Annotated in this window: 19 protein-coding genes; 15 read left to right on the forward strand and 4 right to left on the reverse strand. The window is 59.8% G+C overall.

Annotated features, from left to right (window positions below; all coding sequences use genetic code 11):
• Positions 1-6: 6 nt before the first annotated feature.
• The 3 genes from KGA81_RS12370 to KGA81_RS12380 all read left to right on the forward strand — a co-directional run bounded on the left by KGA81_RS12370 (position 7) and on the right by KGA81_RS12380 (position 2,985).
• Positions 7-678 carry a histidine phosphatase family protein gene (locus KGA81_RS12370; protein WP_223546108.1) on the forward strand — a complete coding sequence of 224 codons (672 nt, stop codon included), beginning with the start codon at positions 7-9 and terminating at the stop codon, positions 676-678.
• 34 nt (positions 679-712) lie between these two features.
• The gene (locus tag KGA81_RS12375) at positions 713-1,546 is read left to right on the forward strand and encodes a phosphatase PAP2 family protein (protein WP_223546110.1); all 834 of its coding nucleotides are present in this window, start codon (positions 713-715) and stop codon (positions 1,544-1,546) included.
• 530 nt (positions 1,547-2,076) lie between these two features.
• Entirely contained in the window at positions 2,077-2,985 is a 909-nt protein-coding gene (locus KGA81_RS12380; protein WP_223546112.1) for a YeeE/YedE thiosulfate transporter family protein, read from the forward strand.
• 89 nt (positions 2,986-3,074) lie between these two features.
• On the opposite strand, the gene KGA81_RS12385 is transcribed toward KGA81_RS12380, so the two are convergent.
• A complete protein-coding gene (locus tag KGA81_RS12385; protein ID WP_223546114.1) occupies positions 3,075-3,425 on the reverse strand; it encodes a DUF6124 family protein in 351 nt (116 codons plus the stop codon).
• A 260-nt stretch (positions 3,426-3,685) separates the two neighbouring features.
• Here KGA81_RS12385 and KGA81_RS12390 point away from each other — a divergent pair, with 260 nt between their 5' ends.
• Entirely contained in the window at positions 3,686-3,937 is a 252-nt protein-coding gene (locus KGA81_RS12390; protein WP_223546116.1) for a helix-turn-helix domain-containing protein, read from the forward strand.
• 30 nt (positions 3,938-3,967) lie between these two features.
• Here KGA81_RS12390 and KGA81_RS12395 read toward each other — a convergent pair whose 3' ends face one another.
• Positions 3,968-4,429: an isochorismatase family protein gene (locus KGA81_RS12395; RefSeq protein WP_223546118.1), complete on the reverse strand. Its 462-nt coding sequence runs from the start codon at positions 4,427-4,429 to the stop codon at positions 3,968-3,970.
• 203 nt (positions 4,430-4,632) lie between these two features.
• Here KGA81_RS12395 and KGA81_RS12400 point away from each other — a divergent pair, with 203 nt between their 5' ends.
• Positions 4,633-4,896, forward strand: coding sequence for a hypothetical protein (locus KGA81_RS12400; protein WP_223458483.1), 264 nt, complete (start codon positions 4,633-4,635; stop codon positions 4,894-4,896).
• A gap of 404 nt (positions 4,897-5,300) precedes the next feature.
• Here KGA81_RS12400 and KGA81_RS12405 read toward each other — a convergent pair whose 3' ends face one another.
• Both KGA81_RS12405 and KGA81_RS12410 read right to left on the reverse strand, forming a co-directional pair.
• Positions 5,301-6,908: a 5-guanidino-2-oxopentanoate decarboxylase gene (locus KGA81_RS12405; RefSeq protein WP_223546120.1), complete on the reverse strand. Its 1,608-nt coding sequence runs from the start codon at positions 6,906-6,908 to the stop codon at positions 5,301-5,303.
• Between the two features lie 120 nt (positions 6,909-7,028).
• Entirely contained in the window at positions 7,029-7,913 is an 885-nt protein-coding gene (locus KGA81_RS12410) for a LysR substrate-binding domain-containing protein (protein ID WP_223546123.1), read from the reverse strand.
• Positions 7,914-8,127: 214 nt separating this feature from the next.
• On the opposite strand from KGA81_RS12410, the gene KGA81_RS12415 reads away from it, so the two are divergent.
• The 10 genes from KGA81_RS12415 to KGA81_RS12460 all read left to right on the forward strand — a co-directional run bounded on the left by KGA81_RS12415 (position 8,128) and on the right by KGA81_RS12460 (position 22,628).
• On the forward strand, positions 8,128-8,922 hold the full coding sequence (locus tag KGA81_RS12415) for an ABC transporter ATP-binding protein (protein WP_411736552.1): 795 nt from the start codon (positions 8,128-8,130) through the stop codon (positions 8,920-8,922).
• A gap of 47 nt (positions 8,923-8,969) precedes the next feature.
• Positions 8,970-9,743 carry a transporter substrate-binding domain-containing protein gene (locus tag KGA81_RS12420; protein WP_223546125.1) on the forward strand — a complete coding sequence of 258 codons (774 nt, stop codon included), beginning with the start codon at positions 8,970-8,972 and terminating at the stop codon, positions 9,741-9,743.
• A 19-nt stretch (positions 9,744-9,762) separates the two neighbouring features.
• Positions 9,763-10,476, forward strand: a complete 714-nt coding sequence (locus tag KGA81_RS12425) for an ABC transporter permease (RefSeq protein WP_223546126.1) — start codon at positions 9,763-9,765, stop codon at positions 10,474-10,476.
• 12 nt (positions 10,477-10,488) lie between these two features.
• Positions 10,489-11,178 (forward strand): ABC transporter permease, encoded by a 690-nt coding sequence (locus tag KGA81_RS12430; RefSeq protein WP_223546128.1) that lies wholly within the window; start codon positions 10,489-10,491, stop codon positions 11,176-11,178.
• Positions 11,179-11,206: 28 nt separating this feature from the next.
• A complete protein-coding gene (locus tag KGA81_RS12435; protein ID WP_223546130.1) occupies positions 11,207-12,388 on the forward strand; it encodes a pyridoxal phosphate-dependent aminotransferase in 1,182 nt (393 codons plus the stop codon).
• Between the two features lie 17 nt (positions 12,389-12,405).
• Complete coding sequence (locus tag KGA81_RS12440; protein ID WP_223546132.1) at positions 12,406-14,142, forward strand: amidohydrolase; 1,737 nt, start codon at positions 12,406-12,408, stop codon at positions 14,140-14,142.
• Positions 14,139-15,074: a CobW family GTP-binding protein gene (locus tag KGA81_RS12445; protein WP_223546134.1), complete on the forward strand. Its 936-nt coding sequence runs from the start codon at positions 14,139-14,141 to the stop codon at positions 15,072-15,074. The genes KGA81_RS12440 and KGA81_RS12445 overlap by 4 nt, the downstream gene beginning before the upstream one ends.
• Positions 15,071-16,504, forward strand: a complete 1,434-nt coding sequence (locus tag KGA81_RS12450; protein ID WP_223546136.1) for an aldehyde dehydrogenase family protein — start codon at positions 15,071-15,073, stop codon at positions 16,502-16,504. Before KGA81_RS12445 ends, KGA81_RS12450 begins: the two co-directional genes overlap by 4 nt.
• Positions 16,505-17,047: 543 nt before the next feature.
• Positions 17,048-18,205 (forward strand): HD-GYP domain-containing protein, encoded by a 1,158-nt coding sequence (locus tag KGA81_RS12455; protein ID WP_223546138.1) that lies wholly within the window; start codon positions 17,048-17,050, stop codon positions 18,203-18,205.
• 43 nt (positions 18,206-18,248) lie between these two features.
• Positions 18,249-22,628, forward strand: coding sequence for a response regulator (locus KGA81_RS12460; protein WP_223546140.1), 4,380 nt, complete (start codon positions 18,249-18,251; stop codon positions 22,626-22,628).
• Positions 22,629-22,671: the final 43 nt, after the last annotated feature.

A 22,671-nucleotide genomic window follows, 5' to 3' on the forward strand; every position in this document is an offset into this window, starting at 1 on the left:
CTTGATGTGGAATTAAGACTGAGTCTTTTCGGGATAAAACGCTCGATCGATCTGACCCGCTTCGCCCGCTATCGCAACGCGGCGGTGGTGCTGGCCTCGGCACTGCTGGTCATCCCGCTGACCGTGTTTTTGCTGCGCCCGGCCACCGCGCCGGACCTGGCTCACGGCAATGTGGCCGGAGCGCAGGCTTTGATGAAGGGATGGGCCAACGGCGACATGATCGTGCTGGTGCGCCACGTCGAGCGTTGCGATCACTCCTCGGCGCCTTGCCTGGTCGGCAACGATGGCATTACCGAGCGCTCTCGCAGTGTTGCCCAGAGCCTCGGGGCACAATTCAAACACCTTGGCCTGGACAACGCCGATATCTACAATAGCCCGATCCTGCGCACGGCACAGACCGCCAACTTCATGTTCAACAAGGTTGGCACAGGGGAAGACTGGCTGATCATTTGCAAGGGCACCATGCTGCGCGACGCGCTTGCGCATAAAGTGGCCGGGCGTAACCTGGTTCTGGTGACCCACAGCGAGTGCATGGAGCAAATGGAAAAAGACCTCAAGTTACCGCCTTCGACCCTGGGTTATGGCGCTTCACTGTTTATTTCCGCCGAAACCCCGCAGACTCCGCGCTTGCTTGGTTTCATCGACGCTTCCGACTGGAGCTCGGTGAGCACTCATTGAGTTGTTCCCTCCTCTTTTTGAATCAGGATTCACAATGTTGACCGCTTCTCGCTACCGCTTTTACTGGGTGAACTTCGGTATTCCGCTGGCCTGCGCGGTCGCGGTGTTTCTGATGTTCGACATGACCAGCATCGACATCGCCTTCAACAATTACTTTTTTGATCCGGTAACGCAGACGTACCCGTTGGACCATGTCCATCTGTTCGAAAAAATCACCCATAAATGGGCGCGGATCATTCCCAACTGGACCGGTGAAATTGCAATCATCGGTGCCTTGCTGTCGTTTCTCTGGCCACGCCTGAAGGCCGAAAAACACTCGAAAATCATCGCATTCCTGGAAAAAATCAAAGTCGCACCGGTGCTGCGCTTTGCCACCCGGCACCGTCGCGACTTTCTCTACGTGGTGTTCGCGTTTTCCATCAGCACCGGGGTCATTCACTACCTCAAGGGCCACACCAGCGTGTATTGCCCGATCGAGACGACTCAATACGGCGGCAAAATGGAGCACGTTGAGTGGTATGAAAACTTCGACTTGCTGAAAGTCGCCGGTGAGGGGCGCTGCTGGCCAGGCGGACATGCATCGGGCGGTTTCACCATGCTGGCCTTGTACTTCGTGGCTCGCCGTTATCGCTGGCGCTATTCCAAAGCGATCATGTACGGCTCGCTGACCCTCGGTTTCATCTACGGCACAACGCGGGTATTGCAAGGGTGGCACTACATGTCCCACACCTTCTGGGCCGGGATCTTCGTGTGGCTGGCGTGCTTGCTGACGGCGCTGGCGTTCTACGGGCGAGCGAGGCTGGAACAGCCGGTGCTCTCCAAAGCGCAACAACCTGTGGCGGCGACTCAGACTCAACCAGTGAATTGAGTTGGCGTTGAACTGAAAAACCCGCACCTCGAAAGGGTTGCGGGTTTTTTGTTGCCCGAGGAAACCTGTAGGAGCTGGCTTGTCGGGTCGCCGCATCGCAGCGAAGGTCGTTAACGATAACGCGTGTGAACCGGATAAACGCGGCGTACTTGAGTCCATCGTCGGCAAGCCGGCTCCTACAGGTATTGCGTTATCGGTGTTTCCCGGAATTGCGTGAAGAACCAAAAAAAAGCCCGCGGGAGGGCGGGCAAACCATAGTTTCTTGAATGAGCGAGTGCAATGTACAGGCAGTAAACGGAACCGTGGAGTGAAGAAAAATTCATCTCGCTCAAAGCCCCGTACCAGAGCTTGCGACACTGCTACGGCAAATGATCCGCGGCAAAGTCCGCTTCCGGCCGGGCACGCAAACGGCCCTTGCGGCAGGCTTGCTGGAACCGCTGGAAATCGCGCTCGTTCTGCTCGGTTAACCCAGCGACTAATCTGTCTGTCAGGCATCGACTCGATGCCATCACCCGGAAACAGGGAGGCCCGTGTTTTCATTGCTGATTTCGCTGCTGCTGGCGTTCCTCATCGGCTGGGTCTCTCAGCGAATGGGCATGTGCCTGGTCAATGCCATCGGGCTGTTGCTCAAGCGCCGGCCGACCCTGTTCGTGTCACTGGTCAGCTGTGGTTTGTTCGGTCTGTTGCTGGCACCGTTCTACGCCTTGTCTGGCGTCAGTCAGCCGCTGTTCATCCCTGACGTCGGCTATCTGTCACTGGTCGGTGGCGGGCTGCTGTTCGGCCTCGCCTCGGTGCTCAACGACGGATGCAGCGTCGGCACCCTCACCAAACTCGCCAGCGGCAACCTCAACAAGGTCTTCACCATCTTCGGCTGGGTGCTGGGCATCGTACTGTGGCATCACCTGAACATGCTGCCCGAACACCGGGCGCTGCAAATGCCGATGATCACCAGCCGTCATTACTGGCTGGTCATTGGCATCGTGCTGCTGATTTTGCTGTTCCTGATCCGGGTTCACGGCGACAAACACCTGGTGCTGTCGAGCCTGCTGCTGGGTGCCCTGACCAGTGCCCTCTACACCTTCGAACCGCTGTGGACGCCCAGCGTGTTTTTCTACGATCTCTCGCAACTGATCCGGGGCTCCGGCGACACATCATTGACTACCCCGCGTGTGACGGTGTTCGCCATGCTGATGCTGGGCATGCTCTGTTACACGTTGCATCGCCGTACGTTCAACTATCAGCGGTTTGCAGCGACGACAGCGGCCAGGCATTTGCTCGCGGGCGTGTTGATGGGGACCGGTGCATCGATGATGCTCGGCGGAAATGACTCGCAGATTTTGTTGGTGTTTCCGACGCTGACCTGGGTGGGAGCGGTGCCGTTGGTGTCGATTGTGTTGGGGATATTGGTGGGGGTTGGGGTTAGGCGTCTGCGTGCTTGATGAGCGCGGCTCTGGAGTTGGACGACCTGAGAGTGTCAGATTTTTTGTGTGCGGCCCGGTAATGGCCTGCCGTCAGGCAGGCCTTCATTTCACGCCTCAACTTCGTCGAGTGGCGCGATGTTGTCCAGTGCCCGGTTCACCAGCAATTGCGCCAGCACGGCCAGTTGCTGGATCGCCAGGGCGATGTTGCGACGCGAACTCTCAAGCTCGCAGGCAAGGTCCGTGCTCATGACGTTGAGCGAGGCGAGGGTTTCGCTGGCGTGGGTGAGCAGGGACGGTGTGTCGATGTTGGGGCGGATCGTGAAGACGTCGCTGACCGGGTCTAGGTGATTGGGATTGCGCAGGCGGGCGCTGATGGCGGGCTCAGTGGCTTTGGAGAGTTGGGAAAAGTCGGGTGCTTCCGTAGTCGAGTCGGGTGGATTTGGGGCTGTTTTTTTCATGATGGAGGTCCTGGTCTATTCATAGGAGCTGCCCCGGTTTTCAGTCTGTCAAAACTGGTCGCTGATCTGCAGCGACCTCTAAAGGCTATCTGTGAGGTGCAGCGTCCGCCAGTTCATGAAAGGCGACGCGTTTTGCGGGAAATGTCCTAGGACGTGAGGAAGACATCGAGATAAGTAACCGCTTGGATGCGGGGTCAAAACGATTCGCAGTAATGTCCGGTATGCAATACATTCGATCACCAATGTCACGGTAACCGAACATGGATCAATCTCTTCTGCTATCCCGCCTAGGGCACCAAATACGTGAAAAGCGTAAGAGTCTCGGACTGACGCAAACAAGAGTTGCCGAGCTTTCCGGGTTGCCGCGACAGAAAGTTATTGCCGTGGAAAAGGGGACACCCACCGTTGCGATGGTCGCGTATGCCCGAGTTTTGTGCGCTTTGGATTGTGAGCTTTCTGTGATTCGGGCAGCACTGCCAACGCTTGAAGAACTAGATGAATTGTTCGAGTGAAACGACGGCTTTTTGCGTAAGCACAACAGCTTACAAGTCCGCCAATTTCACCGTGTGCTTGAAATGATGCTCCCAAAGCCTGACCCCCAACCCACCCGTCCGGTCCAGTGAAGACCCCATCGTCAAATCCGTGATCAACGTCGGCTGCAAACCCGCATCAAACAGCGCAAACCCCGCCGCCAGGCAGCAGGTTTCGGTCTGCAGGCCGCACACCAGCACGCGCTCGACGTTGAGGCTTTTCAGGTAGTCGATGGTTTCCGGAGTGGGCGCGTAGCCGTGTTTGATAAAAATGCGGTCGGCCGGGATCAGGCTGTCATCGTCCGGCGCGGGGTGCCATCCGAGCTGTTTTTCGAAGGGGGTTATGGATTCGTCATGGCGCTCGACCGTGGCGACACTGGGCAGGGTGCCGATCAGCTTCTGGATACCGTCGATCAGCCATTGCGGCGGGGCGAAGCCGGGTTGTACGTCGATGATCAGGAGGGCTTGGCGCATGGGCTTTTCCGAGGAGGTGGCAGTTTTAGGGACGACTGTGCGCATAGCGGCATCGCGCGACTGCCCATGTAACCCTATCGTCAGATTTTACCTGCCACAAAGTGCTTTTGTGAGTTGTGAGCGTACGATGTTATTCACGTTTTCGCGGAATGCCTGGGGGGAGCGAACGAAGCGACTGAGCGATATGGCTTTGGAGAAAAATCATGATTCGCAAGCACTATTTGAAAGCCCTGGCGACGCTTCTCATCGCCACTGGCGTGCAGTGGGTGACGCTACCCGCCTACGCGACCGAGCAGGGTCAACAACGGCGTGAAGCTCGCGATACCAGGCAGGAAGGTCGCTCCACTGCCCGGCAAACCAAGGATGATTGTAGAAAGGGCAATGACAAGAGCAATGCAGACTGTCGCCAGGACAAGCGCAGCACCAAGCAGGATACCCGTCGTACGGCCCGGGACATCAAGTACTGATCGTTGGCGTGAGCCCAATTTTCGCCTGCCAATAGGTCAATCGTTCCACGTGTCGGTCAAGCGGTTCGGGATTTCGAGGGAGAGTGGATATGGCGGCTGGAGTTCGGGATCAAGATTAATCCACAACAGCCTATGGGACTCCAGATACAGCGAAGCCCGCACTGGGCGGGCTTCGTTGGTGTCTCAATTGGTCGGCCGGGGTCCTTTGCGTCCAGTGCTTGGGGTGATGATCTTAACGACGAGCCAGGAGCATCAGCTTGGGCTGGTCAGACAGATCATTACCGGTAAGGGCCGTCCGCCGGTGGTTCAGGCAATCAGGCGGATAGCCGTAGTAGGGGCCGCATCATTTCGTTTTAGCGAATGTTAGCAGGCGACCGTTGATGTGAATCAGACCCCGGTGAGAGTCAAACGTTTTCCAGGTAGCGCACAGCGTCCAATTCAATCATCACCGGCAGCTTGGTGGTGGCGAGTTCCCGCAACAGGCCGCGCAAGTCTTGGGCATTGTCGACGCGGTGATGGGCGACATGAAAACTGCGCGCCATGGCGGCGAAGTCTGGAGGCAAGATGTCGACACCCAGTGGCTCGATTTCTCGCGCTTGCATGTAATCGCGAATCTCGCCGTAACACTGGTTATTCCAAAGCACCATGATCACTCCTGCGCCGGCCTCGTGAGCGGCGATCAGCTCGGCACAAGAGAACTGCATTCCGCCGTCGCCCACCAGTGCGACCACCGGGCGCTCGGGCTTGGCCAGTTTGGCGCCGATCGCCGCTGGAAGGCCGTAGCCGAGCGTGCCGTAGCCAGTACCTGCATTGAACCAGCTGTTGGCGGACGATGCCCGGTAACCCACCGCGCCCTGATACACAGGTTGGGTCGAATCACCTACGATCAGCGGGTTCCCCAGACTGTCGCGCAGCAGGTCGAGCAAGCCTTGCAAGCCCTGCTGCCTGGCATTCCAGCTGTCGCGTTCAATCTGGTTGACGCGCTGCACACTGTCCTGCGCCCAACTGCCGGACATGGCCTGCGGATTGACCTGTTCAAGCAGCGCCAGCAAGCCTTCACGGGCGTCGCCCACCAGACCGACATGGGCCCGCTGCACGCCCATGACTTGCATTGGGTCGATGTCCAGGCGAATCAGCGGGGCCTTGAATTTCAACGGCCCCAGGCCGAAAAAGTCATAGTCGGTTTCACCCAGCTCCGTGCCGACAGCAAGGATCACATCAGCTTCGTCGAACAGCGAGCGGCCATGTTGCGATGACTGCACGCCGTCCAAGAGCAGTGGGTGATCCATCGGCAACAGGCCTCGCGCATTGGTGGTCAGTGCGACCGGAGCCTGCAAGCGCTCGGCCAGTTGCTGCAATACCTGAGCGCACTCCCGAGCACCACCTCCTGCCAGGATTAACGGCCGTCGCGCTTCGTTCAGCAGCTTGAGTGCCGCCGCCAGCGACGCCGGTGCCGGAGCCGGGGCGCCCGGCAGGCTACGGGGCATCAGGTTGAGGTCGACGGCGGGCATCTCCAGCACATCCAGCGGGATTTCCAGATGCACCGGACGCGGGCGCGCGCATTTGAAAATGGCGAAGGCCCGGGCCAGCACTTCCGGCAGTTGCCCGGGCGATTGCAGGGTGTGGCTGAACGCGCAGACGCCGGCGACCATCGCCCGCTGGTCCGCCAGTTCATGCAGATGTCCATGACCCAGGCGCAATTGCTCCCGGCGGTTGGTAGTAGAAATCACCAGCATCGGCACCGAGTCGGCGTAGGCCTGACCCATGGCGGTCAGTATGTTGGTCATGCCTGGCCCGGTGATGATGAAACAAACGCCGGGCTTGCCACTTGCCCGGGCGTACCCGTCAGCCATGAAACCAGCGCCTTGCTCGTGGCGCGGACTGATATGGCGCAGGCGGCTGCCATGCAGGCCACGATACAGTTCGACGGTATGCACCCCCGGGATGCCGAAGACCGTGTCTACGCCATAACCTTCCAGCAGGCGAACCAGCGACTGGGCACAGGTGGTCATTGCTCATTCCTCTTTTAATTATTCTGAGTTGATAAGCAGAAACATAGGGCGATTGGCGGGGGCTAACAATCGAAAAAAATCGGGTATATCCGCAAAAAAAATTCACGGATGGCGGTGGCGCTAAAGCCCGCCCCCCAACTGCAACTTCACCCACTCCCCAAACGCCTGTACCACCGGCCGGTCGACCTTCTGATGATCAGCTACCAGGTAATACCCGCGATTGGACTCGATCTCGGTTTCGAACGGCCGCACCAGCCAACCCTTGGCCAGCGCCTCGCCGCTGATCAGATTGTCGCCCATGGCAATGCCTTGGCTGGCAATGCACGCCGACTGAACGAAATGCGCGTCGGCAAACACAATGCCGCGCTGCACGTCGACATTTGGCTCCCCAGTGGCGGCGAGCCACACCCGCCAGTCGGAGTAGTCGATCATGTGCAGCAACGGCGCACCCGCCAGGTCTTTCGGAGTCTTCAGGCCACCCAGGGTGTTGGCCAGCCTCGGGCTGCACACCGGAAAATAGCGCAGAGAGACGATTTTCTGCACGTGTTGGTTCGGCCAGTCGCCCATTCCATATGCGATAAACAGATCGGCGTGCTGGTCGCTCGTGTCATACGGGGTCCGCGGTGAAATCAAATGCAAATCCACCAGCGGATACAACAACTGAAAGTCAGCGATATGCGTACACAGCCAGTAGGTGGCGAACCCCGCCGGGCTGCTGATGCACAAACGCCCACTGACCTGTTGGCCGTCAAACCGCTGGCCGGCCTCGAGGATATTGGCCAGCAGCAGGTGGATGTCTCGGGCATAGCGCTCGCCCTGCCAAGTGATGCGAATACTGCGCCCGGTGCGCTCTGTTAAGGCAAAGCCCAATATCTGTTCCAGGCTTTTTATCTGGTGACTGATGGCGCTGGGGGTCAGGTTCAGCTCTTTGGCAGCGTCAGATACGCTGCCCAGCCGAGCCACCGCATCCAGGGCCCGCAATGCGGTCATCGAGGGGTAGCGCATAGGTGTTTACCGGCGGGTATTTTTGCGCACCATAGCTTTAATCAGTCGCCAGATATAGTCATGAGCCCCCCACGTTTGCGGTAGGACTGTTGAATTAAATTTCAAGATAGGGCGAAAAATGCGCGATTGACCCAAAAGTGCCAGTAGCTATTCTCGGCTCCTGTCACGGCCCCCCGAAACGCCGCTCACTTTACAAAAACAAGAGGGATCACCCTTGCAAGCGCAGCCCAACTCCATCACCCCTGTGGTCGCCATCGATGCTCTGCACAAACGCTACGCCGCGCACCATGTTCTCAAGGGGATCTCCTTGCGTGCCAACGAAGGTGAAGTGGTGTCGCTGATCGGCGCCAGCGGCTCGGGCAAGAGCACCCTGCTGCGCTGCATCAACCTGTTGGAAATTCCGTGTAGCGGCAGCTTGCGTATCAATGGCGAGGAAGTACGCCTGAAGCAGGATCGTGCCGGCAACCCGCAGGTCGCTGACCCTGACCAGGTGGCCCGTCTGCGCACCCAATTGAGCATGGTGTTTCAGAGTTTCAATCTGTGGCCGCACCGAACGGTGCTGGAAAACGTGATCGAAGCGCCGGTGTATGTGCTTGGCGAAGACCGCAAAGACGCCATCGCTCACGGCGAACATCTGCTGGAAAAAGTTGGTCTGGCCGATAAACGCGATGCTTTCCCCGCTTTTCTCTCGGGCGGCCAACAGCAGCGCGTTGCCATCGCCCGTGCTCTGGCCATGCGGCCTCGAGTGTTGTTGATGGATGAACCGACCTCGGCCCTTGACCCTGAACGGGTGAGTGAGGTGTTGAAGGTAATCCAGGGCATCGCCGAGGAGGGCCGCACCATGATCCTCGTCACACACGAAATGGCCTTCGCTCGCGATGTGTCGAGCAAGGTCATGTTCCTGCACCAAGGCTTGGTAGAGGAAGAAGGGACTGCGCAACAGGTATTCCAGAATCCTCATAGCGAGCGCTGCCGCCAGTTTGTCATGGCCCAAGACAATCGAGTTTGATCTCCCCAAAAAACTGCCCCGAACAACAACTCAAATAGGGTAATCCCATGCAAAAGCTGATCAAGACCCTCGCCGCAGGCTGCCTGTTCTCGATACTCGCCAACCACGCCACGGCTGCCGAAAAAATTGTCTTCGGCATCGCCCTGGAACCCTATCCGCCGTTTTCCGAGAAAGCCGGCAACGGCGCCTGGAGCGGTTTTGAACCGGACCTGATCCAGGCTCTATGCCAGCGGCTGCAAGCCCAATGCCCGCTCAAGGAAGTGTCCTGGGACGGACTGATCCCGGCCCTGCAGTCGAGCCAGATTGACGTGATTCTCAACTCCCTGAGCATCACGGAAGAACGGCAAAAGGTCATCGACTTCACCGCTCCGTACTATCAGACCCCGGCCATGTGGGTCGCCGACAAGAGCATGGAGCTGGTCACTACACCCGAAGGCCTCAAGGGCAAGTTGATCGGTGTGCAAGGCTCGACCTCCAACGCCACCTACCTCAAGGTCTATTACTCCAAGGGATCGACCTTGCGCTACTACAACACTCAGGACGACATGACCGCCGACCTGCAAAGCGGGCGGATTGACGTGATGCTGGCCGATGCCCTGACAATCGAGCCGCTGATCAAGTCCGCAGCCGGCAGCGGTCTGGCCGACAAAGGTCTGGCGCCGAAAGACCCGCTGTTCGGTTCAGGCATCGGTGCCGCGGTGCGCAAGGGTGACGATAACCTCAGGCAGCAACTCAACACTGCGCTGGCGGCGATGAAGGCCGACGGCACTTACGACAAAATCCGCAGCCGCTATTTCAGCGTCGATATTTCCGCGCAGTAAACGTCCAACGGAAAGCCTCATGATTTCTTTGTCCGAACTCACCCAGCTGTTCGTCGCCAACGGCTGGCTCAACGCCTTGCTCCAGGGATCGGTGGTGACCTTACAGATCTCCGCCGGGGCTTTTGTGCTGGGCCTGGGCATCGGCCTTCTGGTGGCCCTGATCAAACTCAAGGGCCCACGCTGGATGGTGCGTCTGGCCAACTTCTACACCACGCTGTACCGCGCGGTCCCGGAGTTGCTGCTTATTCTCCTGCTGTATTACGCCGGCACCGACCTGCTGAACATGGCAATGGCCGCGATGGGGCGCGATAGCGTGACAGTCAACGGCTTTATCGCCGCTGTGCTGGTGCTGGGCATCGTCCAGGGCGCCTATTCGGCGGAGATCATTCGCGGCGCGATCCAGGCGATTCCCGTCGGGCAACTGGAAGCGGCGCGGGCCTTTGGTATTGAGCGCTGGCTGCTGGTGCGGCGGGTGTTGCTGCCAACCATGTTGCCGTTTGCCATGGCCGGCCTGTCGAACCTGTGGCTGGTGCTCGTCAAGGACAGTGCGTTGATCAGCATCGTCGGCTACAGCGAATTGCTCTCGGTGGGCAAGCAGGCCGCCGGTTCCACCAAGCACTACCTGGTGTTCTACCTGGCCGTGGCAGCGATGTATTTCATCATCACGCTGGTTTCCAACGGCGCCTTTCGGGTGCTCGAGCGACGAATCAACCGCTGGATGCCACAGCACTAAGGAGCGCAGCCGATGGATTTTTCATGGATCAACAGTTTTGCTGACGAGTTGCTGCACGGCCTGGGCATCACCTTGAAATTACTCGCCCTGTCCGGTGTCTTCGGCTTTCTATTGGCGGTACTGGTGGCGCTGGGACGGTTGTCGTCCAACCCGTTGATCAGCGCACCGTTGCGCGCCTACACCGCGGTGTTTCGCGGCACGCCGCTGCTGGTGCAGATCTACATCCTGTACTACGGCGTGGGCAGTGTGTTCGCTAGCTACCCGCTGATTCGCGGCAGCTTTTTATGGCCGTATTTGCGTGAAGGCTTCTGGTACGTGACCTTGGCGCTGATTTTATGTGTCGGCGCCTACGTCGGCGAAGTGCTGCGCGGTGCATTGCGGGCAGTGCCCCGTGGTGAGCTGGAAGCGGCCCGCGCCTTTGGTATGAAACGCCTGATGGTGTTGCGTCGGGTCTGGCTGCCGCGGGCCCTGGAACTGGTAAAGCCGACCCTGGTGGGCGAGACGGTGTTGCTGCTCAAGGCGACCGCGCTGGCGTCCACCGTGGCAGTGACCGACCTGTTGGGCGCCGCCAATCTGGTGCGCGCACAGACCCTGCGCGTGTATGAGCCGCTGCTAGCGGTGGCGCTGATCTACATCGTGTTGGCTTTCCTGATCGAACACGGCTTCTCGCGCTGGGGCAACGTCCCGCAGCGCCGGGCTTGAATCAATTTTTGGCTTTAGGAGTACAAAGATGCGTTATTCCCCGTTTGTCGAACGCATTAGCGGCGAGTCCGTCAGCGCCTGGGATATTCACTACGCGGCCGTCGAGGCCCGGGGCCGTGGCGAGGACGTGATTGTGCTCAGCGTGGGCGATCCGGACTTCGCTACCGACAGCGTGATTTGCGAAGCCGCTGTAGACGCCCTGCGCGCCGGCGACACCCACTACACCCACGTGCTCGGCCGTCCGGCCCTACGCGAAGCAATCGCCGCCAAGCAAAGCCGGCTACAAGGCATTGCGGTGCACGCCGATAACGTCGCCCTGGTGGCCGGAGCGCAGAACGGTTTGTTCGCCGCCTCGCTGTGCCTGTTCAGCCATGGTGATGAAGTGCTGGTGCCGGAGCCAATGTACCTGACCTACGAGGCCTGCATCCACGCCTCCGGTGCGCGCATCACTACCATCGAGCAACCGGCGGCCAACGGCTTTCGCTTGACCCGCGCCGCGCTGGAAGGGGCGATCACCGACAAGACCCGTGGCATTGCCCTGGCCACACCGTGCAACCCCACCGGCAACGTGTACAGCCGCGAGGAGCTGGAAATGGTCGCCGACGTGGCGCGCCAATACGACTTGTGGGTGATCTCCGATGAAGTCTACGGGCAGATTACCTACGACCATGAGCACCTGAGCATCGCCTCGCTACCGGGCATGGCCGAGCGCACCGTGGTGCTCAACAGCCTGTCGAAAACACACGCTATGACCGGCTGGCGTGTGGGCTGGATGGTGGGGCCGAAAACCCTGGTCGGCCATCTGGATAACCTGCTGCTGTGCATGCTTTACGGCCTGCCGGGGTTTATCCAGGAAGCTGCGATCAAGGCTTTGGAAGTCGACGATGCGGTGGTCAGCGATGCGCGGGCGGTGTATCGCCGGCGTCGTGACCTGGTGGTAAAAGGCTTGAGCGCGATCACCGACCTGGACTGCCGCGTGCCTCAGGCAGGGATGTTCATGCTGGTGGATGTACGCCGCACCGGGCTGACCAGTATGGATTTCGCCTGGCAGCTGTTCCACGCCACCGGCGTCTCGGTGCTCGATGCTCAGGCCTTTGGCGCCAGCGCCGAGGGCTTTGTGCGAATTTCCTTTACCGTCGCCGATGACACACTCAAGGACGCCTGCCAGCGCATTGCCGGGTTTGTTGAAGGTCTGCGGGCCAATCGCTGATTCAAGAGGTTTATCCCGTGACTGTTTCCGACCAATTCAATTCCACCCACTCCGCTGTCAGCCCTCACGCCGACCTGGTACTGCACAACGGTCGCCTCTATACCCTCGACCCGGCCCAGCCATGGGCCGAGGCCGTGGCCATTCGCGACGGGCGCCTGATCGCCGTGGGCAACGTCTCCGAGTTGCAGGGCCTGATCGGCCCGCACACCCGCCAGCACGACCTGCAAGGCGCGTTCTGCATGCCCGGCCTGCACGACATGCACACCCACCCCGACCTCGCGCTGACCCCTCGCTACAGCGATGACCTGGACGTGGGCATCGAAGACCCGACCCCGGAGCAACTGGCCGCGTCGATCCACGCCTACGCTGACAACCACCCGGGCAACGGTTGGATCTATGGCCAGTACTGGGTGCGCTACACCTTCCGCGAAGCAGGGTTGACACCCGGCCGCGACTGGCTCGACAGCATCATGCCGGACCGTCCGGTAGCCCTGTTGGACCGCATGTGGGGCACCATGATGGTCAACTCCAAAGCCCTGGAATTGGCCGGCATCGACCGCCAGACCTCTGATCCGCGCAATGGCTATATGGAGCGCGACGAACTTACCGGCGAGCCCACAGGACTGCTGATCGACGGTGCCTACGCACTGATCCACGCGGCCATGCCACCAACCCCGGTCGAGGTGTTGCGCCGTGCCTATCGTGATGGCGTGCATTTCCAAAGCTCCCGTGGTGTGACGGCGACCAAGTACGTACATGTCTGCGAGCGGCGCCTGGAAGCGCTCAAGGAACTGGACAACGCCGGCGAACTGACCTTGCGGGTAGAAGCCGCCATCAGTTGGCAGGACGATATTTTCCCGGTACGCCGGCGCTGGGAATTGCTCGGCGGGGAGCGGCACTACTACCGCAGCGCCCGTCTGAATGCCAATGCGGTGAAGTTCCACTTCGACGGCACCGTGGAGCCCAAGTCCTCGTACCTGATGACCCCGTGGGAAGCCAACTCCACCTGGCGTGGCAAGCTCAACCTGACCCCGGAACACATCACCGACATGGTGGTGGACATGGATCGTCGCGGCCTGCGGGTGATCGCCCACTGCACAGGCGACGGCGCGTCCGATGTGTTCCTCGATGCAGTCGCCGAAGCGCGGCGGATCAACGGTGACAGCGGCATTCGTCACCAGTGTGCCCACAGCACCTTGCTGCACCCGGGCAACCTCAAGCGCTTCAAGGCACTGAACGTGATCGCGGAATTTTCCCCGGCTGCCTGGTACCCGACACCGTTCGCCAGTGGCGCCCGAAGTGGTTACGGCAAAGAACGTCTGAGGCGCATCTACGATTTCAAAGGCGTGCTGGCCGAAGGCGGCCTGGCGGTGATGGGCACCGACTGGCCGGTGGCGTCGATCGACCCGTGGCTGGCCCTGGAAACCATGGTCACCCGACAGAACCCGTGGAACCAGGAACCGGAGTGCTTCGGCGAGCCGATCACCCTGGAACAGGCGCTGCAGGTGGCGACACTCAACGGCGCCCATGCCATGGGTCTGGAACACTCCACCGGCAGCCTGCAAGTGGGCAAGTCCGCCGACCTGATCGTGCTCGACCGCGATCTGTTTGCCGCCCCTGCGCGTAATTACATCCACCAGACCCAGGTGCAACTGACATTTGTCGAAGGGCGTCCGGTGTACGACCGCCTCGGCACATTTGCCGACACCTCGCTGCAAGCGGTGTGGCAAGGCTTGCCTCCGGTGATCGAATGAACGCCGCGAGCATAGCGGTAACGGTGGCCGCCGGATTCCTCGGGGCCGGCAAGACAACCCTGCTCAACCGCATGGTCCGGCAGTCGCAGTACGGGCGCATGGCGGTAATCGTGAATGATTTTGGCGAGCTGAACATCGATGCCGTGATCATTGCCGAGGTCACCGACCAGGTGGTCAGCCTGCAGAATGGTTGCATCTGCTGCACCGTGCAGGAAGACCTGTTGGCGCAACTGGTGAGCCTGACGCAAATGCGCCCACGCCTGGACCGGATAATCATCGAATGCAGCGGGGTTTCCGATCCGCAACGCATCGTGCAAACCCTGGGTTATCCACAGCTCAAGGCACAGTTGCACCTGGACACGGTGATCACCCTGGTAGACGCCACCGGTTACCGGGCGCTCGAGGGGGAGTTTGCGCGGCTGTCTCGCGCCCAGGTGGCCTGTGCAGACCTGGTGCTGTTGAATAAGTCCGACCTGGTCAACGCGGCCGAATTGGCAGCTCTGCGCGCCGAGATCGGTGGGCAGGCGCGGGTGCTGAGCACGGTGCAAGCGATGGTGCCGGACGCCCTGCTGCTGGGCGAGCGCGGCGAACGTAACGGCTTGAGCCCGGTATTGCCGCGCCATGACCAGCTGTTTGAAAGCTGGGTGTGGAAAAGTCGTCAACCGCTGCCCGCCAAGGCGTTGCGCGACTGGTTGGCGCAACTACCCAGGGACCTGTTCCGGCTCAAGGGCCTGGTGCATTTGCAAGGCAACGACCGACCCTTCTGGTTGCAACATGTGGGCAGTCGCAGCCAGTTCACCATGACCAATGGGCAAGCACCGGAACTCGCTGTGCAACTGGTGTTTATCGCCCGGCGCGGGAGTGGCTTGCGCGAAGGTCTGGAGGCTCAGTTGAACGCCATGCAAGGCGTTCTTCAGGGAGTACAAACATGACTGCTGTTCACTACATCGGTGGACGCTGGGTAGCAGGCGAAGGTGTCGACTGCATCACCGTCTACGATCCAGCATTGGGGCAACCCTTTGCCGAGCTGGCTGCAGCAAGTGTCGCGCAAGTCGATCAGGCCATCGCCGCCGCACGCCAGGCGTTTCCCGGATGGCGCAACCTCAGTGCGGCGCAACGAGCAGGATACTTGAAAGGTTTTGCCGAGCAGCTTGAAGCGCGTCGCGAAACACTGATCGCTCTGCAAATGCAAAACAATGGCAAACCCCATCGTGAAGCTGTTGTGGATATCGATGACGCCGTCGCTACATTCCGGTATTACGCAGCCCTGGCTGAAAAACTGGACGGCCAGCAGAATCGTGATGTGTTGTTATCGGCACCTGATTTCAGTGCCCACACGCGGTTTGAACCGGTGGGCGTGGTCGGCTTGATCGTGCCGTGGAACTTCCCGTTGGTAACCAGTGCCTGGAAGCTTGCGCCGGCACTGGCCGCCGGTTGTACTGTGGTGCTCAAACCATCAGAAATCACCCCGTTGATCGAACAGGCCTACGGCCATATCGCGGACGCTCTGGGCCTGCCTGTTGGCGTTTTGAATATTGTTGGCGGTAAAGCCGAAGTCGGCGCAGCACTCAACAATCATCCGGGCATCGACAAGCTGTCATTTACTGGCAGCAACGCGGTTGGTGTTCAGGTAATGCGTAGCTCGGCCGCCCATTGTCGGCCTGTCACCCTGGAGCTGGGAGGCAAGTCTGCCATCCTCGTGTTTGACGATTGCGACCTGGACCAGGCCGCTGAATGGATCGTCGCCGGTATCTGCTGGAACGCCGGGCAAATGTGTTCAGCGACCTCGCGATTGCTGGTACAGGACAGCATCGCCGATGCGTTGGTCCAACGCTTGAAGAGCGCCTTCGAAAAACTAAGGGTCGGCAATCCGTTAAACGGCGAAGTCGATATGGGACCAATCACCAGCCAGGCGCAGTGGTCCAAAGTATCGGAGTATTTCGACATCGCCCGCGACGAAGGATTGCAGTGTGTGACCGGAGGCGACGTGCAGCGTGGTCCCGGCTGGTTCGTCAATCCAACGATTTATGCGGACGTGCCCGTTGTCAGTCGCCTGTGGACCGAAGAGATTTTTGGCCCAGTGTTGTGTACCCATCGCTTTTCCAGGGAGGAAGACGCTTTGGCCCTGGCCAACGACAGTCGCTTCGGTCTGGTTGCCACCGTCATCAGCGCCGACCTGGTCCGCGCTGAGCGCGTCGCCCAGGCCCTGGAGGCCGGCCATGTCTGGATCAACTCTATTCAGACGGTGTTCGTCGAAACGTCCTGGGGTGGCACCAAGGGCAGCGGCATAGGTCGTGAACTGGGACCGTGGGGATTGGCTGGGTATCAGTCGGTCAAACACATCACGCGTTGTGTTGGTTGACTGAGCTGCGGGAGGTGCTTGATAAGCAAATTATTGAGCCGGGGTAATTTGAATCCGTTTAGTAAATTGTTGATTTATAACATTAATATCTAATTTTATTTTTAGTTGGAATACCAATTGGAATACTGCACTCCAGTTGACCACCCGTTTGCATTCGATCTGACCAGCACGTTTCGTAACCATGATTGGCAGTGAACTACCCATAGCTGCCGGTTGCGACAGGCAGAAATCGGCCGATTGTGTTGAAAAAGTCGGCGTCGGTTTTCGGGTCAGAAAAGAACGCGTCTGAGATTGAAATCTGCATTACACGCAGAAGCATCAGGGCTCGGATTTTACGTAGCAGCGTACAAAAATGACGTTTTCACCACTCAATGCACTGCCCATTTGGCCGGGGCGCCTTTTTCAACAGAATCGGCCAGAAGCGGACACCCAAAAGCCTCCGACTTTCCCCTAGCGATTCAGATTTTTCTAGCTACGCTTGCCAGCAAGGGAATGGCGTAGGTGCGTCCGCTCCTTAATTATCAGGCAAGGGAGCCAACATCTATGGATAGCATTCAGGGCGTTTATCCATCAGCCACCGTTCTGGTGGTCGACGACACCCCCGACAACCTGATGTTGATCGCCGAGTTACTCAAGGACAGATATCGGGTCAAGGCAGCCAATAGCGGTGAGAAAGCGTTGCGTGTTCTCCAGGGCGACCCACTTCCCGACCTGATCCTGCTGGACATCATGATGCCGGGCCTGTCCGGCTACGACGTTGCCGAGCAGCTCAAAGTTGACACCCGCACTCGCCATATTCCGATCATCTTCCTTACCTCCATGACTGCCACCGAGGACGAGATTCGTGGCCTGAGCCTGGGCGCTGCGGACTACATCACCAAACCGATCATCCCCCCGGTGCTCATGGCCAGGGTCGAGACCCAGATCAAGGTCAAGGCCGCTGCGGATTTCCTGCGCGACAAGAACGAGTTTCTGGAGCAGGAGGTGCAGCGCCGTACCCGCGAGGTGACCGCCATTCAGGACGTCACCATCCATGCCATGGCATCGCTGGCTGAAACCCGCGACAACGAAACCGGCAACCACATTCGCCGTACCCAGCACTACATCGAACTGCTGGCCGAACTGCTGCGCGAGCATCCACGCTTCCGCCACTTCCTCGACGAGGAAACCATCAAGCTGCTGTTCAAGTCAGCACCGCTGCACGATATCGGCAAGATCGGCATTCCCGATCGCATCCTGCTCAAGCCGGGACGCCTCACCCCGCAAGAGTTCGAGATCATGAAGACCCACACGACATTGGGGCGCGATGCCATCCAGCATGCCGAGGATCAGTTGGGGATAGGCGTCGACTTCCTTCATCTGGCCAAGGAAATCGCCTACAGCCACCAGGAAAAATGGGATGGCAGTGGCTATCCGCAAGGGTTGGCCACCGACGACATCCCCATCAGCGCCCGTTTGATGGCCGTGGCAGATGTCTACGATGCGCTGATCAGCCGCCGCGTGTACAAGCCCGGTATGCCCCATGTGCAGGCGGTGGAGATTATCCGCGAAGGCCGCGGTTCGCATTTCGACCCGGACATCTGCGACGCCTTTCTGGCCAATGCCGAGCGGTTCCGGGAAATTGCCGAGCGGTTCGCCGACAGCGACCAGGACATGGCCAGGCAGTTGGCCTCATTTGAGCAGATCGCTGGGCAGCCCTGAGCCCTTTGCATCATTCGGCACACCAAGCTAAACGAGGCGGTATATGAACAGACTGTTCGAGCTGCTCGAGCGCCTGTCCCTGCGCAGTAAATTGATCATCGGCTTCGCCGCGTTACTGGTATTGATCCTGATGCTGGGCGTGCAAAGCCTGCGCACCCAGTATTCGCTCAGGTACGAAATGCAGCAGTTGTACCAGCAGGATCTGGTCGGTATCCAGCATGTGCAGGAGGTTCGGGTGCAGCTGCCGCATCTGTTGTTGGCACTGCAACGCGCGGTCGCTACCAGCAACGCGGACATCCGCATCAGCGCCAGGGCCCAGATGGACGTCGCCCAGAAGCGTCTGCACGAGGCCCTGGAGCAGGTTCGTCCAACGCTGCGGCGACAGAGCAGCTTGACCAGCTTGTTGGAGTTCGAGGTGGTATTGCAGCGCCTGCAAAAAAACGGCGATGAAGCGTTGGAGCTGGCCGGCAAGGGCTCCCTCGGGCAAGCCCTGACGCTGCTCAACAGTAACGAATTTCTCGCGCTGGAGGAGGAAAGCGACGGTCTGCTCATCCAGATAGAGAAAAACAAGGAAGCCGACATCCACGATACGGCGAAGAATCTGGCCGAGTATGCGCAGCGCAGCAGCACGATCACTTATGTGTTGTTGCTGGGCGGTTCGACGTTGGCCTTGCTGTTGACCTGGCTGGTCAGCCACTCCATCCGTGTGCCGCTGAACCGCGTACGCGCGGCGGTTGACGAGCTGGCATCCGGCAAGTTGGACGGTCAGATCCCTCACACCGACCTTCGCAACGAAACCGGCGACCTGGCGCGCGCCATCGCCACGCTGCAACTGGAGGCTTGTCAACTTGAGCGCCAGCGCTGGGTCAAAGCCCACGCCTCGCTCCTGCAAGTGGATCTGCAACAGGCCGAGACGCCGCAGCAGTTGGCCCAGGCTTTTCTTTGTCGCATCGCGCCACAGTTGGGCATGTACCAGGGGGCGCTGTACGTTCTCTATGAAGGCGCGCCACGCCTGCAATTGCTGGGTGGTTATGCAGTGGACAGTGAGCACCCACTGCGCGCGGAGCTCGAGCTCGGTGAAGGGCTACTTGGCCAGTGTGCACTGGACCGCCAACCCCGCCAGCTCAAGGATCTGCCTGAGCAGTTCTGGCGTGTGCGCACACAGTTGGGTGAAGCCCCCGCCAGCCATCTGCTGGTTCAGCCTGTGCTGCGTGGCGAGCGTCTGCTCGGGGTTATGGAAATGGCCGGCTTTCGCCCATTGGAAGAGAACGAGACGTTGCTGCTGCAGGAAGTGCTACCAAGGCTGGCCGGAGCCATGGCCATTATGGAACGCAGCGAGGCGGCCCAGGCGCTGCTGCAGGAAACTCGCCGTCAGGCTGACGAGATGGGAGCCCAAACCTTGCAACTGGAACACCAGGCCAGGGAGCTGGAGGCCCAGCAGGCGGCACTGCGCGCCACCGAGGCGTGGTACCGCGGCATTATCGAGGCGGCACCGGACGGCATGCTGGTGCTGGGTGCCGACGGACACATCCTGATGACCAATCCGCAAATGGACACTCTGTTTGGCTATGAGCACGGCGAACTGATCGGTGCCAGCATTGAGCGTCTGGTGCCGCAGGCTGCCCGCGATCGGCATGCTAGGTTACGTGACGGGTTCATTGCCAGCGGCGGAACCCGGCAGATGGGCGGCGATTTGAATGACCTGCACGGCGTGCGCAAGGACGGCAGCCTGTTCTCCGTGGAAATTGGCCTGTCCCGTCTGCCCCGCTTGGAGGGACGTGGCGTCTGCGTTTGTGCCTCGGTGCGCGACGTGAGTGAGCGCAGGGCGATGGAGGTCAAGCTACGTACTGCCAGCGATCGTCTGAATCTGGCGCAAGAGGCCGGTGACATCGGTCTATTCGACGTTGACCTGGTCAGCGGTAAAAACTATTGGACGCCACAGCTCGAAGCACTGTTCGGGCTTGAGCCTGGCGGATTCGGTGGCACTCTGGAGCACTGGAAGGCGTTGGTGCATCCCGATGACGTGGCGCGTATCACTAGTACGTTCGAAAGCGCAGTTCAAAGTGGCGATGATCGCGTCGAGTTCGACTTCCGCATCGTGCGGCAAAACGATGGGCTGGTGCGCACGTTCAAATCGCTCAACCGATTCTCACGCACGCCTGATGGCAAGCCATTGCGTGCAACCGGCATCAACATCGACGTGACTGCCCTGGCAGAGGCCAGGTCGGCGGCCGAGGACGCGACCCAGGCCAAGAGCGAGTTCCTCGCCAACATGAGCCATGAGATCCGCACGCCAATGAACGCCATCATCGGCATGAGCCACTTGGCGCTGCGTACCGAACTGGATAATCGCCAACGCAACTACATTGAAAAAGTGTACCGCTCGGCGGAGAGCCTGCTGGGGATCATTAACGACATCCTCGACTTCTCCAAGATCGAGGCCGGCAGGATGAACCTCGAACAAATCCCCTTCCACCTGGAGGACGTACTCGACAGCTTCGCTGCCATGATCGGCCTTAAGACCGAGGACAAGGGCCTGGAGTTGTTGTTCCAGACCCAGCCTGAGTTACCCACCGCACTGCTCGGAGACCCCTTGCGCCTGGGTCAAGTGCTGATCAACCTGGGCAACAACGCTGCCAAATTCACCGAGCGCGGCGAGATTGTGGTCGGCGTGGAAGAAGTTGGCACACACGAGGAGCGCGTGCAGCTGCACTTCTGGATACGCGACACTGGCATCGGCATGACCGTCGAGCAGTGTTCGCGCATGTTTCAGTCGTTTAGTCAGGCCGACAGCTCGACCACGCGCAAGTACGGTGGCACCGGGCTGGGCTTGTCCATCTCGAAGAAGTTGGTGGAGCTGATGGACGGCCACATTTGGGTTGAGAGCGAGCCGGGGGTCGGCTCCACGTTCCATTTCCAGGTACGCATTGGCGTGCAGCAAGGCGTTCAGCCGCGTCGCATGTTCAAGGCCGACGAACTGCTGGGTATGCGGGTGCTAGTGGTGGACGACAACGCTAGTGCTCGTGAAATCCTCTCGGGCATGGCGCGCAGCTTCGGCCTGGAGGTGGATGTCGCGGAGAATGGTAGCCTGGCGCTGCACATTCTGGCCGATGCCGAGCATAAGGTGCTGCCCTACGATCTAGTGCTGATGGACTGGCGGATGCCCGGCATGGATGGCATCGAAACCGTGAGTAGAATGCATTCCGCCAGCCTGATGCATACGCCGTCGGTCATCATGGTCACCGCCTTTGGCCGCGAAGAGGCACGCGAGGAAGCCGAGCGCCAGGGCATCCAGTTGCCGGTGGTGCTGACCAAGCCAGTAACACCGTCCTCTTTGCTCGAAGCCATCGGTATGGTGCTGGGTAAAGGCCCGCAGGGCGATACTCGGGCCGGCGAACGCTCCCAACAGAATGCCAGCACCGTAGCCAGCCTGAATGGAGCCCGGCTGTTGCTGGTAGAAGACAACGAGCTGAATCAGGAACTAGCCTGCGAGCTGCTGGAGAGTGTCGGAATACAGCTGCGACTGGCCAGGCACGGCCAAGAGGCCCTGGACATCCTGACCGAGGACGGCAACTTCGACGGCGTGCTGATGGATTGCCAAATGCCGGTGATGGACGGCTACACCGCCACCCAGCGGATTCGCCAACAGCCGCGCTTTAATGCTTTGCCGGTGATCGCCATGACCGCCAACGCCATGGACGGTGATCGCGAGCGAGCCCTGAGCAGTGGCATGAACGACCATGTATCCAAGCCACTCAATGTCGATGACATGTTCGCCACACTGGCAAAATGGATCAGGCCACAGGCCGCTCCAGCATCGCCAAATGTAGGCCTGTCAGATGGGCTGCCGGATCGTCTTGAGGGCATTGATATGGTTGCCGGCCTAGCGACCTGCATGGGCCGGCGAGAACTCTATCTGCGCCTGCTCTGCAAGTTTCGCGACACTCAGACAGGTTTTGCCGAGCAATTCCAGGCCGCACTGGCCGACTCGGATGTTAGCGCGGCCGGACGTGTGGCCCACAGCCTGCGCGGCACGGCCGGCAACATCGGTGCCAGGGCCGTGGCGCAGGCCGCCGCTGTGCTGGAGCTGGCCTGCCAGAACGGCGAGCCCGCTATGGTGGTGCAAGAGCTGGCGACAAAGGTCGAGCGTTGCCTGCTGCCGACCTTGGCCGCCCTGGCTGACCTGAGCGCAAACGCCCCGGCATCGATGGGGAAGGGCTTGCAGGATGGCTCGGAGTTGAGCGAGCAGTTGAACAGGCTCAAAGGTCTGTTGGCCGAAAGCGACACGGCAGCCATGGACGCGCTTACCGAGCTGCGCAATCTGTCACTCGATCGGGCCTTGGCCAAGCATCTGGTTCTGGTCGCGGAACAGATAGAGTTGTTCGACTTTGATCGTGCCCTGGAACTGTTGCAGGACTGGTGAGTTTTGCCAGGAGAAGAGCTATTGACCTCTTCTGGCAACTGGA

This window comes from Pseudomonas sp. A-B-19 (assembly GCF_019947515.1).
Classification (GTDB): domain Bacteria; phylum Pseudomonadota; class Gammaproteobacteria; order Pseudomonadales; family Pseudomonadaceae; genus Aquipseudomonas.